This is a genomic window from Luteimonas colneyensis (assembly GCF_014836665.1).
GTDB classification, from domain to species: Bacteria; Pseudomonadota; Gammaproteobacteria; order Xanthomonadales; family Xanthomonadaceae; genus Luteimonas; species Luteimonas colneyensis.
Window position 1 is genome coordinate 97,020 of sequence record NZ_JACSQJ010000001.1, and the last position, 14,804, is coordinate 111,823.

13 protein-coding genes and 1 tRNA gene are annotated in these 14,804 nt (G+C 72.2%); 8 read left to right on the forward strand and 6 right to left on the reverse strand.

What is annotated here, in order from left to right:
• Positions 1-10: 10 nt before the first annotated feature.
• On the reverse strand, positions 11-595 hold the full coding sequence (locus tag H9645_RS00425; protein WP_191727778.1) for an energy transducer TonB: 585 nt from the start codon (positions 593-595) through the stop codon (positions 11-13).
• Positions 596-672: 77 nt separating this feature from the next.
• Positions 673-1,296, reverse strand: coding sequence for an energy transducer TonB (locus tag H9645_RS00430; protein ID WP_191727779.1), 624 nt, complete (start codon positions 1,294-1,296; stop codon positions 673-675).
• Between the two features lie 103 nt (positions 1,297-1,399).
• Between H9645_RS00430 and serS the strand changes: the two genes are divergently transcribed.
• The 4 genes from serS (at position 1,400) to H9645_RS00450 (ending at position 4,891) form a co-directional block, all read left to right on the forward strand.
• The gene (gene serS, locus H9645_RS00435) at positions 1,400-2,740 is read left to right on the forward strand and encodes a serine--tRNA ligase (RefSeq protein ID WP_191727780.1); all 1,341 of its coding nucleotides are present in this window, start codon (positions 1,400-1,402) and stop codon (positions 2,738-2,740) included.
• A gap of 147 nt (positions 2,741-2,887) precedes the next feature.
• Positions 2,888-3,856, forward strand: coding sequence for a LysR family transcriptional regulator (locus tag H9645_RS00440; protein WP_425490180.1), 969 nt, complete (start codon positions 2,888-2,890; stop codon positions 3,854-3,856).
• 151 nt (positions 3,857-4,007) lie between these two features.
• Positions 4,008-4,095, forward strand: a tRNA-Ser gene (locus H9645_RS00445).
• Between the two features lie 148 nt (positions 4,096-4,243).
• Positions 4,244-4,891, forward strand: coding sequence for a response regulator (locus H9645_RS00450; RefSeq protein WP_191727782.1), 648 nt, complete (start codon positions 4,244-4,246; stop codon positions 4,889-4,891).
• 23 nt (positions 4,892-4,914) lie between these two features.
• Here the strand turns inward: H9645_RS00450 and H9645_RS00455 are convergent, their stop codons facing one another.
• Entirely contained in the window at positions 4,915-8,244 is a 3,330-nt protein-coding gene (locus tag H9645_RS00455) for an Rne/Rng family ribonuclease (RefSeq protein WP_191728426.1), read from the reverse strand.
• Positions 8,245-8,698: 454 nt separating this feature from the next.
• On the opposite strand from H9645_RS00455, the gene H9645_RS00460 reads away from it, so the two are divergent.
• Complete coding sequence (locus tag H9645_RS00460; protein ID WP_191727783.1) at positions 8,699-9,664, forward strand: RluA family pseudouridine synthase; 966 nt, start codon at positions 8,699-8,701, stop codon at positions 9,662-9,664.
• Between the two features lie 103 nt (positions 9,665-9,767).
• Here the strand turns inward: H9645_RS00460 and H9645_RS00465 are convergent, their stop codons facing one another.
• Positions 9,768-10,109 carry a 4a-hydroxytetrahydrobiopterin dehydratase gene (locus tag H9645_RS00465; protein WP_191727784.1) on the reverse strand — a complete coding sequence of 114 codons (342 nt, stop codon included), beginning with the start codon at positions 10,107-10,109 and terminating at the stop codon, positions 9,768-9,770.
• 100 nt (positions 10,110-10,209) lie between these two features.
• On the opposite strand from H9645_RS00465, the gene H9645_RS00470 reads away from it, so the two are divergent.
• Both H9645_RS00470 and H9645_RS00475 read left to right on the forward strand, forming a co-directional pair.
• Complete coding sequence (locus tag H9645_RS00470; protein ID WP_191727785.1) at positions 10,210-10,803, forward strand: NfuA family Fe-S biogenesis protein; 594 nt, start codon at positions 10,210-10,212, stop codon at positions 10,801-10,803.
• A gap of 27 nt (positions 10,804-10,830) precedes the next feature.
• Positions 10,831-12,549: a hypothetical protein gene (locus H9645_RS00475; RefSeq protein WP_191727786.1), complete on the forward strand. Its 1,719-nt coding sequence runs from the start codon at positions 10,831-10,833 to the stop codon at positions 12,547-12,549.
• A gap of 100 nt (positions 12,550-12,649) precedes the next feature.
• Here the strand turns inward: H9645_RS00475 and H9645_RS00480 are convergent, their stop codons facing one another.
• Entirely contained in the window at positions 12,650-13,078 is a 429-nt protein-coding gene (locus H9645_RS00480) for a c-type cytochrome (RefSeq protein ID WP_191727787.1), read from the reverse strand.
• An 8-nt stretch (positions 13,079-13,086) separates the two neighbouring features.
• A complete protein-coding gene (locus tag H9645_RS00485; RefSeq protein ID WP_191728427.1) occupies positions 13,087-13,419 on the reverse strand; it encodes a c-type cytochrome in 333 nt (110 codons plus the stop codon).
• A 236-nt stretch (positions 13,420-13,655) separates the two neighbouring features.
• Here H9645_RS00485 and H9645_RS00490 point away from each other — a divergent pair, with 236 nt between their 5' ends.
• On the forward strand, positions 13,656-14,792 hold the full coding sequence (locus H9645_RS00490; RefSeq protein ID WP_191727788.1) for an efflux RND transporter periplasmic adaptor subunit: 1,137 nt from the start codon (positions 13,656-13,658) through the stop codon (positions 14,790-14,792).
• Positions 14,793-14,804: the final 12 nt, after the last annotated feature.

Sequence of the window (14,804 nt, forward strand, 5' to 3'; positions counted from 1 at the left end):
ACCCGCTGACTCAGCGATCGATCCGGAACGTCACCGGGACCTGCACCTCGGCCTCCACCTGGCGGCCGCCGCGCACCGCCGGCTCGAAGGTCCACTGGCGGACCGCGTCCACCGCGGCCTGGTCGAGGTCGCGCGAGCCGCTGCGGCGGACCACCTCGACCCTGGCGGGCCGGCCATCCGCGCCGACGGTCGCGCCGACCAGGACGGTGCCTTCCTCGCGCCTGCGATACGCCTCCACGGGATAGTCGGGCTCGACCCGGGCCAGCGGGGTCGCGTCGCGGTCGGGGCCTGCGGCCGCGGGCGCTGGCGACGGGCGCTCCCGGTCCGCGCGTTCGGCACGGCGGGCGTCATCGGCCGCGCGTTCGCGCTCGGCGGCGGCGTCCTGTTCATCACCGATCGCCACGGGCGGGGGCGGCACCGCCTCGGGCGCGGGTGCGACGCCGGCGCGCTGGCTGTAGATGAACCAGCCGAAGGCGAGGAGCGCCAGCAGCAGCACGATCCAGAGCAGGGGGGCCGCGGTCCTGCGCTCGGGGGCCTCCTGCGGCGGCGGCGGGGGCGGAGCCGGCGGCGGCGGGATGTCGGGGTTCGGATCCATGGCGCTCTCCTGGGCTCTGCGTCGGTGCGCGGAGCCTTCCACAGCCCGGGTTGACGGCGCGTGTGCGCCGCCGGGAATCAGCGCGGGCTGCTGAACGCGATCGGGACGTTGACCACGCCGGAGACCGGCACGCCGTCGCGCATCGCGGGCCTGAAGCGCCAGCGGCGGGCGGCGGACACGGCGGCGCGATCAAGGTCACGCGATCCGCTGCTGGCGGCCACGTCGACCTGTGACGGCACGCCGCGCGGGTCGACTTCGATGCGCAGCAGCACCTCTCCCGACTCGCCGCGGCGCAGCGCGCTGCGGGGATAGCGGGGGCTCGGGGACTCGATGGGCACCGGAGAACTTGCCGACAGCTCGACCGGGGCGATCGCGGGAGGCGCGTCCGCATCCGCGTCCGCGTCGGCGGCGCTGGCCACGGCCGGCTGGGGCGCAGTCTCCTCGATCCAGGCCTCGCCCGCGGGCGCTTCGGGCATGCCGGGGGTGGCGGCCGTGCCGGAAGCCGGGGGCGCCGGCAGCGGCCGGAACACCGGCGCGGCGGCGGCGGGCGGCTGTTCGTCGGGACGGTAGGGGGTCCCGTCGCGCTGGCCCAGCCACAGCGCGAGGAAGACCAGCAGGCCGGCGGCGAGTCCCGCGGCGACGAGCCACCACCCGCGGTGGGTCGGAAGGGGCAGGGACCTGCGCGGGGGCGTGTCGGACATGGGAGGCCTCGGATCGCGTTCGCCCGATTCTGCCACGGCCTCGCGGAGCAAACCCCGCGGCGACACGCGATAATGGCCGGCCCGACACTGCCGAAGCCACGCGATGCTTGATCCGATCCTGCTGCGCCAAGACCCCGCCGCCCTCGCCGGGCGCCTGCGCGAGACCCGCGGCTTCGCGCTCGACGCCGACGCGATCGGACGCCTGGAGTCGGAGCGCAAGGCGCTGCAGGTCCGCACCCAGGAGCTGCAGAACCTGCGTAACACCCGCAGCAAGGCGATCGGCCAGCTCATGGGCCAGGTGGCCCGGCTCCGGGCGGCCGGGGAGCAGGGGCAGGCCGATGCCAATCTTGCCGAGGTCGAGAGGATCAAGGCGGAAGTGGCGGGGTTCGGCGAGGAGCTCGAGACCTCGGAGGCGGCGCTCGACCGCATCCGTGGCGAGCTGGAGGCGATCGCGCTGGGCCTGCCCAACCTGCCCGACGCCAGCGTGCCGCCCGGTGCGGACGAGTCCGGCAACGTCGAGCAGCACCGCTGGGGCACGCCGCGCGACTTCGACTTCGAAGTGCGCGACCACGTCGACCTCGGCGCCCGCAACGGCTGGCTCGACGGCGAGGCCGCGGCCCGGCTGTCCGGCGCCCGCTTCACCGTGCTGCGCGGCCAGCTCGCGCGCCTGCATCGCGCGCTCGCGCAGTTCATGCTCGACCTGCACGTGGACGAACACGGCTATGCCGAAACCAGCGTTCCCGTGCTGGTCAACGCCGGCGCGATGCGCGGCACCGGGCAGCTGCCGAAGTTCGAGGACGACCTGTTCTCGACCGTGGTGGGCGAGGGCGAGGCGGCGTCCAAGCGCTATCTCATCCCGACCGCCGAAGTGCCGCTGACCAACCTGGTCGCCGATTCGATCGTCGATGCGGAACAGCTGCCGATGCGCATGGCGGCGCATTCGATGTGCTTCCGCGCCGAGGCCGGCGCCTACGGCCGCGACACCCGCGGCATGATCCGCCAGCACCAGTTCGAGAAGGTCGAGCTGGTCTCGGTGACGCGTCCCGAGGACAGCGACGCCGAGCATGAGCGGATGACGCGCTGCGCGGAAACCGTGCTCGAACGGCTCGGCCTGCCGTACCGGCGGATGCTGCTGTGCACCGGTGACATGGGCTTCGCCGCGCGCAAGACCTACGACCTCGAGGTCTGGCTGCCGTCGCAGCGGACCTATCGCGAGATCTCCTCGTGCTCCAACTGCGGCGACTTCCAGGCGCGCCGGATGCTCGCGCGCTGGCGCGCCGAGGCCGGCGCCAAACCGGAGCTGGTGCACACCCTCAACGGGTCCGGCGTGGCGGTCGGCCGTGCGCTGGTGGCGGTGATGGAGAACGGCCAGCAGGCCGATGGCTCGATCAGCGTGCCCGAGGTGCTGCGGCCCTACATGGGCGGCCAGGCGGTGATTTCCTGACGTCTCCGCGGAGGCGGGCGACCGCCCGCCTGCATTGCGATTCCGGCGATAGGTGGCGATGATCGGACCAATTTGGTCCAATTTCGTTGCATTGAGTGCGCTGCGGTGATCAAATAGGCCCCAATTGTTCTATTGGGAGCTCGTGCGATGCAGGATCTGAACGATCTCTACTACTTCGCCATGGTCGTCGACCACGGCGGTTTTGCAGCAGCGGAGCGCGCGCTCGGCATCCCCAAGTCGCGCCTGTCGCGCCGCATCAGCCAGCTGGAGACCGAACTCGGCGTACGCCTGCTGCAGCGTTCGACCCGCCGCTTCGCGGTGACCGACGTCGGCCAGAGCGTCTACCGGCATGCGCAGTCGATGCTTGCGGAAGCCACTGCGGCGCGCGAGGTGGTCGACCGGCTCAGCGCCGAGCCGCGCGGCATCGTGCGCGCCAGCGTGCCCGTCGGGCTCGCGCAGCAGCAGATGCCGCAGCTGCTGCCGGAGTTCCTGGCGCGCTATCCGCAGGTGCGCGTGCAGATGCACGTCTCCAACCGCCGCGTCGACGTCATCAACGAGGGCTTCGACGTCGCCATCCGCGTGCGCAACAAGCTCGACGACGACGGCAGCCTGGTGATGCGCAGCTTCGGCCAGATCCAGGAGCTGTTGGTCGCCAGTCCGACCTATCTTGATCGCGCGGGCCGGCCGAAGACGCCGGAAGAGCTCAACGACCACACCACCATGACCATGGGCGAGGACGAAGTGCGCCAGCGCTGGGACCTGCAGGGTGCGGACGGGGAGGTGCGCCGCATCGAGCTGAAGCCACGAGTCGCCGGCGGCGACTTCCCGATGCTGATGGCGCTGGCGCGCCAGGGACTCGGCATCACCATGCTGCCGGAGACGCTGTGCGCCGAGGCCGTCCGCAATGGCGAGCTCGAGGTCGTGCTGCCCGAGTGGCGCCTGCCGCAGGGCATCGCGCACCTGGTGTTCGCCTCGCGCCGCGGGCTGCTGCCGGCGGTGCGCGTATTCATCGATTTCCTGGCCGAGAGGCTGCCGCCGCTGATCGAGGGCTCGCGCCTGGACTGCCAGTCCTGCGGGCGCGACGAGTCGGGCGAAGGTCCCGCGCGGGCCGCGTGACGGCAGATGGGCGCGCCGCGCAGTGCGCGCGGCCGGCGGCGGACGCGGGGCGCGATGAACGTCGCCGCTCGTGCGACAATCGCGCCCGCGCTGCCCGTGCCTGTCGGACCGACGTCCACCAGGACGTAGGGCAACGCCGCGGCATGTTCCCGGAAGAGTGGCCGAGCGGTTGAAGGCACCGGTCTTGAAAACCGGCAAAGGGCAACCTTTCGTGGGTTCGAATCCCACCTCTTCCACCACGGATACAGCGCGCCGGTCACCCAGATCGCAGGATGTCCACATGGTCACAGTGCATCCACGACGGCGTACGCACTGCGCTTGCGACGCCGCGGCACCACGGTTAGCCTCGCCCCCGGGGATCCAGAAACGCGTCATGAGGGGACAAGGATGACCATCAGGGTCTACGTGGTGGATGACCACGCACTGGTACGCGCAGGGATGCGCATGATCCTGTCGGCCGAGGCCGACATCGAAGTGGTGGGCGAAGCGGAGAGCGGCGAGGACGCCCTGCCGGAGATCCGCGCGCTCAAGCCCGACATCGTGCTCTGCGACCTGCACCTGCCCGGCGTCAGCGGGCTGGAGGTCACCGAGCGCATCGTCCGCGGCGAGTACGGGCCGAAGGTGATCGTGGTGTCGGTGCTCGAGGACGGGCCCATGCCCAAACGGATGATCGCGGCGGGCGCGGCGGGCTACGTCGGCAAGGGCGGGGACGCGCGCGAGCTGCTGCGTGCGGTCCGCGAGGTCGCGGGCGGGCGCAGGTTCCTGGCCAGCAGGGTGGCGCAGTCGCTGGCGCTGTCGGGACTGGATGCGTCCGAATCGCCGTTCGACTCGCTCTCGCCGCGCGAGACCGAAGTCGCGATGCTGCTGGTCCAGGGCATGCGGCAGGAGGAAATCGCGCGCCGGCTCAGCCTGAGCGCGAAGACCATCAACACGCACAAGACGCGGCTGTTCGAAAAGCTGCAGGTGCACGACAGCATCGCGCTCGCGCGCCTGGCCAGCCAGTACGGCATGACCGACCCCGCGCACGCCATCTAGCGTACGCGGGGCGGGGCCTTGGATCAGGCGCCGGTGGGCGCCTGGTCGTTCTTGTTGTCGCTGTCGTCCTGCGCGGCGTTCGTGGGCGAGTCCACTGCATCGGACGCGTCTGCCGCCACGTCGTGGCCATCGGAGCCACCGCCGTTGGCCGTGGGGGCCTGCGCTTCGAGGCCATCGAACAGGCCACGCGGCTGCGGTGCAGGCGGCGGCACGTCCACGGAAGAGGCCTCGCGCGGGGCGTCGATGTCCGGAGTGGACTCGACTTCGGAGGCGGCCTCGTCGCTGAAGCCGGGCGCAGGGGCCGCGGCATCTGCCGCCCCGGTGGTGCCGGCAGACATGGCGTCCACGTCGGGCGACATCGTGCTGGCATCCGACGCCTTGATACGCGGTGCTTCGGCCGACGTTGCATCGATCGACGATGCATCGCCGGTGGGCGCCTGCAGCCCGGCCTGGACCGGTTCCGGCTCCGCGTTCGCGACCGGCTGCGGCTGGCCCGCAGGCGACGCGGTCACGTCGTCCGCGAAGACGCCATCCGCCTTCGTGTCGGCGACCGCCGCGGCATCGGCCGGCCCCGGAGCGGGCGGGGGCTCGACCTGCGCGGTAGCCGCCGCTTCGACGACCTCTTCGACCGGCGCTGCGGCCGGCCTGCTGGACGGCACCTCGCTGGCTGCCCCGTCCGATGCCGCCTGGGGCGCCGGAGCGGCGGCGACCGTAGCCACGGCCGCGGCCGCGGTGGCGGCCGGCGTGTGTCGGGCGGCGGCGCCCGTCGACGGCCTGGCACCGCCTTCGTCTTCGGAGAAGTCGAACTCGGGCTGCGAACTGCGTGCAACCGGCACTTCGGCGGCCTCTTCGGGCGACTCGCCCTCGACCATGGACGCGGCGTCGGCGGCGACGCCCTCCGCGTTCCCGCGGCGACGGCGACGGCCACCGCGGCGGCCGCGGCGGCGCTTCTGCGCGCCATCGCCGGACTCGTCGTCCATGTCGCCCGTCTGTCCGCTGCTGCCGTCCGCATCCGCGCCGACGCCGGTGGCGTCGACCGGGGTCGTGCTGGCGTCACCGGCCTCGGCCTGCGCGATCGCCTGCTTCACGGAATCCGCAGCGGCCTGGGCAGGCTGCTCGCGCACGCGCTCGTCGGCGGACTGGCCGGCCGCGGCCACGGTGGCGGGAACCACCGTCGCCGCAGTCGCCGCCGTCGCGGTCGTCAGCGAGGTGTCGACGGCATCCTGCTGGGCGGTTTCGCCCGCCTTGCCCTGGGACTGGTCGCCGCGACGCTGGCGGCCGTGGGCGCTGCGCTCGCCTTCGCCGCGCTCGCGCTTGTCGCGCGCCGGCTTCTCGCGGGGCGGCTTCTGCGCCGCCGCGGCGTTCTGGCCACCCGGGGCCTGGGATGCGCCCTGGCCGTTCTGGCCGTTCTGGCCGGACGCCTTCTGCTTGCCGCCCTGGCCCTGTTCGGAACCTCCACGGCGACCGTCGCGACGTCCGCCTTCGCGACGGTCACTGCCGCCATTGCGGTTGCCACGACCCTCGCGCTCCTGGCGGGGACCGCGCTCGTCGCCACGCTCGCCATCACGTTCACCCCGGCGCTGCCCCTGCGTGCGGGCGGCCGGCTTCGGCGCTTCGGCGGCGGGCTGGCCGACGAACAGCGCCTTCAGCCAGCCGACGATGCCGCCGCTGGCCGCCAGCGGGGCCGCGACGGGCGCGGGTGCCGGGGCGGGAGCCGGTTCCGGAGCGGCCACCGGCTCGGGGCGCGGTTCGCGCACGGGCGCCGGGCGGGCGTGCTGCACCTTGGTGACCGCGGCCGCGGGCACGTTGAGGTTGGCCTTGGTCAGCGCGATCGTCGCCACCTTGCGCGGCGTGCCGCGGCGGTAGCTCGGCTTCGCCGACTCCTCGTCGAGTTCGTTGGCGCGCAGGCGCGTCACTTCGTAGTGCGGCGTGTGCAGCTGCTCGTCGGCCACGATCACGATCGGCGCCTTGTGGCGGGTCTCGATCTCGCGCAGGGCGCTGCGCTTCTCGTTGAGCAGGTAGTTGGCGATCTCCACCGGGGCCTGCACCAGCACCTGCCCGGTGTTGTCCTTCATCGCGTGCTCTTCGGCCAGGCGGATGATCGCCAGCGCCAGCGACTCGACGCTGCGCATGCGGCCATGGCCCTCGCAGCGCGGGCAGACGATCTGGCTGGACTCGCCCAGGCTCGCGCGCAGGCGCTGCCGGCTCATCTCCAGCAGGCCGAAGCGCGAGATGCGGCCCAGCTGCACGCGCGCGCGGTCGTACTTGAGCGCGTTCTGCAGGCGGTTCTCGACCTCGCGCTGGTGCTTGTTCGACGACATGTCGATGAAGTCGATCACCACCAGGCCGCCGAGGTCGCGCAGGCGCAGCTGGCGGGCCACTTCCTCGGCCGCTTCAAGATTGGTGTGGAACGCGGTTTCCTCGATGTCGCCGCCCTTGGTGGCGCGCGCCGAGTTCACGTCCACCGCGGTCAGGGCCTCGGTCTGGTCGATCACCAGCGCGCCGCCCGAGGGCAGGCGGATGGTGCGCTCGTAGGCGTTCTCGATCTGCGATTCGATCTGGAAGCGGTTGAACAGCGGGACGTCGTCGGTGTAGTGCTTGAGCTTGCGCAGGTTGTGCGGCATCACCTGCTCGACGAACTCCTTGGCCTCGGCGTACATCTCCGGCGTGTCGACCAGGATCTCGCCGATGTCGGCGCGCATGTAGTCGCGCAGCGCGCGGATGATCAGGCGCGACTCCTGGTAGATCAGGAACGGCGCGGGCTTCGACAGCGCGGCCTCGGCCACGGCCTTCCACACCGACAGCAGGTAGTCGAGGTCCCACTGCAGCTCTTCGGCGTCGCGGCCGACGCCGGCGGTGCGGATGATCACGCCCATGTCGTCGGGGATCTGCAGCGCGTCCATCGCGCGCTTGAGCTCGGCGCGGTCCTCGCCCTCGATCCGGCGCGAGACGCCGCCGGCGGTGGGCGAGTTCGGCATCAGCACCATGTAACGGCCGGCCAGCGAGATGAACGTGGTCAGGGCAGCGCCCTTGTTGCCGCGCTCGTCCTTGTCGACCTGGACCACGACTTCCTGGCCCTCGCGCAGGAGCTCCTTGATGCCGGCCTTGTTGTGGTCGACGCCGGAGGCGAAGTAGTCGCGGGAGATTTCCTTCAGCGGCAGGAAGCCGTGGCGCTCGCCGCCGTATTCGACGAAGGCGGCTTCCAGCGAGGGCTCGATGCGGATGATCCGGCCCTTGTAGATGTTGGACTTCTTCTGTTCCTTCGACGGTTGCTCGATGTCGATGTCGTACAGGTTCTGGCCGTCGACGATGGCGACGCGCAGTTCCTCTGCCTGCGTCGCGTTGATCAGCATTCGCTTCATTGTTGCGTCCTCGCGCGCTCTCGCACGCGGAACGCCGGGGCGTTTCGCCTGGATGTGGCCCGCCGCCGGCGCGCGAGCGCCAGGCGGCCCTGGTTGCTTCCAGCGCTGCACACCACGGCGGACCGCGGGAGCGCTTGTTCCATGTTGCAGTCTGTTTCGGGCCGGCGGCCGCGCAGGCACGTCCGGAAGGACAGGCCTGCGCGCCGCGCGGGACATGTTCAGCGCCGGCGCCGTGGCGCCGGGCGATCACAGGACCTGCCGCCCAGCCGCTAACATGGCTGCCCCGGGGGCAGTGGCCGCGCTCTGGAGGGACCCGCGGAAGGCCGGCTTTTGGCCGGGGAACTTCCAGCGAAATCAGGACCTTATCTCGCTCGCCGAGTGTAGCAGAAAAAGAATTCAGGTCGGATGCCCCGGAAGGCACCCGCCGCAGCCCCAGGAGTACACGATGAGCGATGCAGGCAAGACTCCCGCCGGTGGCGGCGTACGCACGGTCCGGATCGCCGAGGATCGCGACGGCCAGCGGCTGGACAACTTCCTGCTCGGCTACCTGAAGGGGGCCCCGCGCTCGCTGGTCTACAAGATCGTGCGCAGCGGCCAGGTCCGCGTGAACGGGGGCCGCGTCCGCGCCGACCGGCGCCTGGAGGGCGGCGACGAGGTCCGGATCCCGCCGGTCCGGATCGAGGACCCGGCCGCGAAGGGAAGCCCTTCGCCGGGCTTGCTCGAGGCCATGGCGGCGAGCATCGTGTTCGAGGACGCCCGCCTGCTGGCCATCAACAAGCCCTCGGGGATCGCCAGCCATGGCGGCAGCGGCATCAGCTTCGGGGTGATCGAGACCCTGCGGGCGCTCCGCCCCAACCAGGAGCTGGAGCTGGTGCACCGCCTGGACCGGGACACCTCGGGCCTGATGGTGGTCGCCAAGAAGCGCTCGGCGCTGTCCGAGCTGCAGGCGCTGATGCGCGAGGACGCCGGCGCCGGGCTGCGCAAGCGCTACCTGGCCCTGCTGCTGGGGCGGATGCCCGACGGCGTGATGAGCGTCGACGCGCCGCTGCACGTCGGCCTGCGCCAGGGCGGCGAGCGCCATGTGCAGGTCGATCCGGCGGGCAAGCCTTCGCTCAGCCACTTCCGCGTGCTCGAGCGCCGCGGCGGGCAGTCGTACTGCGAGGTCCGGATCGAGACCGGCCGCACCCACCAGATCCGCGTCCACGCCCGCCACATCGGCCATGCCGTCGCCGGCGACGACAAGTACGGGGACGCCGAAGCCAACCGCCGCCTGCGCGAGCGCATCGGACTGCGCCGGCTGTTCCTGCACGCGACCTCGCTGGAGTTCGCCCTCGACGGCGGGCGGGCGCCCTATGTGCTCACGGCGCCGCTGGCGCCGGACCTGGTCGAGGCGCTGGACCGGCTCGCCTGAGGCGGGTCTGCGGGGCGGACATCATCTCCTGTAGGAGCAGCTATAGCTGCGACCACCCGTTACGGGTCGCAGCTATAGCTGCTCCTACAGGGGGATGAATGGCTCAGGACGCCAGCTCGTCGGTGCGCGCGGCGCAGATGAAGTCGTTCTCGCTCAGGCCACCGACGTCGTGGGTGGACCAGCGGACCTCGCAGCGGTCGTAGTGCACGCCCAGGTCGGGATGGTGGTCCTCGCGGTTGGCCATGTGCGCCAGCGCGTTCACGAACGACATCGTGTGGTGGTAGTCCGGGAAGCGGAAGCTGCGCACCAGCGCCTTGCCGTCCTCGGCCAGGGTCCACTCGGGCACTTCGGGCAGCAGTTCGCGCACGCGCGCTTCCGGCAGGCGATGCTCGTCGCCGCGGCGCGGCAGGCAGTGGGCGCGGGCGAGGGGAACGAGGTCGGACATGGTCGGCTCCTGGTGGCGAGCGGCTGAACGCTGCGTGTCGCTCGGGTTCGTGCCGCGGCTGCGGCAGGGCAAACCCCGGCGGGATGGATAGAATAGCCGGATGATCCAGATCTCAGATTCCGCGCAGGCCCACTTCCGCAAGCTGGTGGAGCGCGAGGGCGTCCCCGGCATGGGCGTGCGCCTGGCCGCCACCCACGCCGGCACGCCGCAGGCCGATGTCCGCCTCGAGTTCGCGGCGCCCGACGAGCTCGGCGGCGACGAATGGGCCGTGGACTGCAACGGCTTCACGCTGTGGCTCGACGCCGCGAGCGTGCCGTTCCTGGAAGGCGCGGAGATCGACTACGCGACCGCCGCCACCGGTGGACAGCTGCAGATCCGCGCGCCGCGCATCAAGGGCGTGAAGCCCGACGACGAGGCTTCGCTGGTGGAACGCGTGCGGTGGACGATCCAGCACGTGGTCAACCCGCAACTGGCCTCGCACGGCGGCCACGTCGCGGTGGAGGAGGTCAGCGCCGAGGGCGTGGTGCTGCTGCGCTTCGGCGGTGGCTGCCACGGCTGCGGCATGGCCGACGTCACCCTGAAGCAGGGCATCGAGAAGACCCTGATGGAACAGGTGCCGGGCGTGACCGCGGTGCGCGACGCCACCGACCACGATACCGGTGCGGCGCCGTACATCCCGCGCGCGACGGCCTGATCCTCCGGCCCGCTTCGACGCCGACGGATGTTCTCTTCCGCCGAACTGATCGAAGCCCTCCGCCGCCGCATGCGGCGGTCCCTGCGCCCGCTGCCGCCCCCGGGCGAGTTCCCGCCGGGATGGCGTGACTGGTTCGCCATGATGTCGGCGCGTCCGGGACGCGTGACCGGCGCGGGCCCGGAGGAGATGGTCGCGGTTGTCGCCGCGCGTGCGCCGCTGCCGCCTTCGGGCATCGTCGAACAGCTCGGCCGCTGGCGGGCCTTCGCCGCGCTGTGGCGCCAGGACTGGCAGCCGGCCAGCCGCGACGAACGCTGGACGCGGGTGGCGTCGATCTCGGGCAGCCTGCTGCTGCACCTGTTGTTCGTGCTGGCGCTGGTCTGGCTGATGGTGTTCCGCATGCCCTTCGTGGACAGCGGCGAAGACGCGGCGCGCGACGGCGAGGAGCACGTGCTGCAGGTCGAGTACATCGGTGAGGGCACGCGGGCGGATGACGCCGGCGGAGGGACTCGCGAGGCGCCGGCGGACGCGAGCGAGCCGCGGCCGGCGGAAGCGGTGGCCACGCCCGCGCCCGCGGAACCGGAGCCGGGCGCGGAGGTGGACATGGACCCGGACGCCGCGCCGCCGCCTGCCGACGCCACGCCGCCGCCGCCGGTCCGCGAGGTGGCGATCGAGGTGCCCGAGCTGCCCGCACCTGTGCTGCCCGCTCCGCAGGAACTCCAGGTCACCGAGGTCGAGGTCCCCGACAGCCGCCACGTGGTGCCGCCGCCGCGCGAGCTGGAGGTGACCGCGCCGTCCCTCCAGGCCACGGAGGTCGCGGTGCGCAGGCGCGAGGTCGAGATCGCCGATCCGGTCGAAGTGGCCGCGCCTGCCGTGCGCGCGCCGCGACAGGTGGACGTGCCGGTCCCGACGGCCTCGTCGCCCGGGGTGGCGGTGGAGGAACGTGCCATCGAGCTGGCGGAGGCGCCGGATGTCCGCCTTCGTCCCGTGACCGCCGCGCCCACGGTGGCCAGCCCCACGGTGCGGGCGCGCACGCCCGCCGCGCCCTCCCGCGACGTGCCGATGCCCGCCGGGCGCGCGGCTCCGACGGACCAGGGCACGGCGCAGGCGGCCGCGACGGACGCGAGCAGCGCCAGGGCGGACGCGCCGCGGGCACCGGCGGCCGGCGGCCAGCCCGCTGCGAACGACGGCGCGCGCGCTTCGACGCCGGCGCCCGGCGCGGGAGCGCAGGCCGGCCAGCCGCCTGGCGCGCCGCCGGCACGGACCGCGGCCGATGATTGGGGTGGCTCCACGCGCGAGGTGCCCGGGCGCCAGGCCGGCACGCCCGGCGGATCGGGCCTGTTCGACGGCGATGGGCGACCGCGCCTGGCCGACGGGGGACGGGTCGGCGGCGGATTGCCGCCGGGCACCATCACCGAGGACTTCGAGAACATCGACCGCCACGGCACCTGGCTCAAGCGCCCGCCGTACGACTACGAGCCGACCTCGTTCGACCGCTTCTGGATGCCCAGCGAGACGCTGCTCGAGGAGTGGGTGCGCAAGAGCGTCACCGAAGTGCGCATTCCGATCCCCGGCACCACCAAGACGATCCGCTGCGTGACGGTGATGCTCGCGCTGGGCGGTGCCTGCGACATCGTCGATCCCAACCTGCAGGAACAGCCGGCGCGCGCGCGCAAGCCGCCGGACCTGCCGTTCAAGCCCGAACTGATGGAAGACCAGGACGCCCTCGGCGTTCCGCCGGGATCCTGAGCCCTCCAGGTGCGGTGCATCCGGCACCGGTCCAGGGTCCAGACGGCACGAAGCCCGCGCATGGCGGGCTTCGTGGGTCGACCGGGCGCCGGCGGCGCCGTCAGTTGATGCTGTGCACGCCGTGCAGGTCGCGGAGCTCGGTCGGACGCGAGGCGAACCACGCGGCCAGGTCGGCGATCTGCTGGTCGTCGAGGTCGGCGGCCTGGTTGGACATCAGCGCGTGCTCGCGGTCGCCGGAGCGGTAGGCCTGCAGCGCGTGCGCCAGGTAGTCGCGGTACTGCCCGCCGATCTTCGGATAGGTGGGGTCGAGCGGCGTGTTGCCGTCGGCGCCGTGGCAGTCGACGCAGGACTGACCGGTCGCCGCGCCCTTGGTGTTCGCGCGGGCTTCGCCCTCGGCGAGCCGGCCTTCGGGCAGCGCGTTGACCGTGGTCGCGCGCGCGACGCCAGGCTCGGCGGGCGCGCCGCCGCAGGCGGACAGGACGAGGCCGGCGGCGAGTGCCGCGGCCAGGCGGAATGCGGACGTCTTCATGGAGCGGCTCACTTCGTCAGGCCCGAAAGGAAGGCGGCGATGTCGGCGATGTCCTGGTCGGAGAAGCTCTGCGCCTGGACTTCCATCGTCGGATGCTTGCGGGTGCCGTTGCGGTATTCGGTGAGGGCATTGACCAGGTACTCGGTCGACTGGCCGCCGATCCTGGGCACGTGGTAGTGCGGGTAGGCGTTCTTGTAGCCCTCGATGCCGTGGCAGCCCACGCAGGTATAGGTGAGTCCGCGGCCCGTCTCGGCGTTGCCGGCGGCCTGCTGCGCCGAGGCGGCGGGCGAATGGGCGGCAATGGCGAGGGCAAGGCAGGCGGCGATCTGCAACGGTCGCATCATGTCGGGTTCCGCTTCCTGTGTCTGTGGTTGGCTGGTGCCCACGACATCTCTCCCCGTCGCAGACCGTCGCCGGAGTATAGCGAGCGCCCGGGAACCTGTTAACGGTGGCGTGCATGGGTGCGGCCGGGACCGCCGGCCACGGTTTCCCGGGGAGGGGGGCATGACCTTCGGCGCATGGGCGAAGGTGGGGCGGTGATGTACCTTGCTACCACACCATTCTGGCTCGCCTCCACATGCACGCTATCCGCCCTGTTGCCCGACGCCATACCGCCGGTCCCGCCACCGTGTTCCTGGCCTCGCTGTTCCTGCTCGCGGGCTGCGGGCGCAGCGCCGGAGACGAAGGCGCGAAGGAGGACGAGGCGCCGCCGCCGGTGACGGTCGAGGCCGTGCCCGCCACGCCGAGGTCGATGGCCGCCAGCTACACCGGTAGCGCGTCGCTGGAGGCGCGTGCGGAAGCCCAGGTGGTGGCCAAGACTTCCGGCGTCGCGCTGCAGGTGCTGGTGGAGGAAGGCGACGTGGTGCGCGCGGGCCAGGTGCTGGTGCGGATCGACGCCGACCGCGCGCGCCTCAACCTCGCCCAGGCGGACGTGCAGGTGAAGAAGCTCGAGGCCAACTTCCGCCGCGCCAGCGAGCTGGTCAAGCAGCAGATGGTGAGCGTGGGCGACCACGACCAGCTGCGCTTCGACCTCGAGAATGCCCGCGCCATGCTGCGCATGGCCCAGCTCGAACTGTCCTATACCAGCGTCACCGCGCCGATCGCGGGCGTGGTCGCCTCGCGCTCGATCAAGCCCGGCAACTTCGTGCAGATCAACACGCCGATCATCCGCATCGTCGACAACTCGCGCCTGGAGGCCACGCTCAACGTGCCCGAGCGCGACCTGACCACGCTGCGCGAGGGGCTGCCGGTGCGCATGCAGGTCGATGCGCTGGCAGGGAAGACCTTCGAGGGCGTGGTCGACCGGATCGCACCGGTGGTCGATGCCGGCAGCGGCACCTTCCGCGTGGTCTGCGCCTTCGACCCGGACGACGGGGCCCTGCAGCCGGGCATGTTCGCGCGCATCGGCATCGACTACGACAGCCGCGGCGCGGCGCTGGCGATCCCGCGCACGGCGCTGCTGGAGGACGACGGCGAACCGGCGGTGTACGTGGTCCGCGACGGCAAGGCCGTGCGCACGGCGATCACCACCGGCTACGTCGACGGCGGCTTCATCGAGGTGCGTGACGGACTGGCCGAGGGCGAGCGCGTGGTCACCGCCGGCAAGGTCGCGCTGCGCGACGGCAGCGCGGTGCAGGTGATCGGCGACGCGCCGGTGGCGGTCGCCGCCGCCGATGCCGATGCCGACGCGAAGGCGGACGGCGAACGGCAATGAGCGACCACCAGG

Bases quoted from the DNA above. Each gene is read 5' to 3' on its own strand.
- serS (WP_191727780.1), top strand. From the start codon at position 1,400: ATGCTTGATCCGATCCTGCTGCGCCAAGACCCCGCCGCCCTCGCCGGG.
- H9645_RS00480 (WP_191727787.1), bottom strand. From the start codon at position 13,078: ATGAAGACGTCCGCATTCCGCCTGGCCGCGGCACTCGCCGCCGGCCTC.
- H9645_RS00430 (WP_191727779.1), bottom strand. From the start codon at position 1,296: ATGTCCGACACGCCCCCGCGCAGGTCCCTGCCCCTTCCGACCCACCGC.
- H9645_RS00455 (WP_191728426.1), bottom strand. From the start codon at position 8,244: ATGCTGATCAACGCGACGCAGGCAGAGGAACTGCGCGTCGCCATCGTC.
- H9645_RS00490 (WP_191727788.1), top strand. From the start codon at position 13,656: ATGCACGCTATCCGCCCTGTTGCCCGACGCCATACCGCCGGTCCCGCC.
- H9645_RS00450 (WP_191727782.1), top strand. From the start codon at position 4,244: ATGACCATCAGGGTCTACGTGGTGGATGACCACGCACTGGTACGCGCA.
- H9645_RS00440 (WP_425490180.1), top strand. From the start codon at position 2,888: ATGCAGGATCTGAACGATCTCTACTACTTCGCCATGGTCGTCGACCAC.
- H9645_RS00475 (WP_191727786.1), top strand. From the start codon at position 10,831: ATGTTCTCTTCCGCCGAACTGATCGAAGCCCTCCGCCGCCGCATGCGG.
- H9645_RS00460 (WP_191727783.1), top strand. From the start codon at position 8,699: ATGAGCGATGCAGGCAAGACTCCCGCCGGTGGCGGCGTACGCACGGTC.
- H9645_RS00470 (WP_191727785.1), top strand. From the start codon at position 10,210: ATGATCCAGATCTCAGATTCCGCGCAGGCCCACTTCCGCAAGCTGGTG.
- H9645_RS00485 (WP_191728427.1), bottom strand. From the start codon at position 13,419: ATGCGACCGTTGCAGATCGCCGCCTGCCTTGCCCTCGCCATTGCCGCC.
- H9645_RS00425 (WP_191727778.1), bottom strand. From the start codon at position 595: ATGGATCCGAACCCCGACATCCCGCCGCCGCCGGCTCCGCCCCCGCCG.
- H9645_RS00465 (WP_191727784.1), bottom strand. From the start codon at position 10,109: ATGTCCGACCTCGTTCCCCTCGCCCGCGCCCACTGCCTGCCGCGCCGC.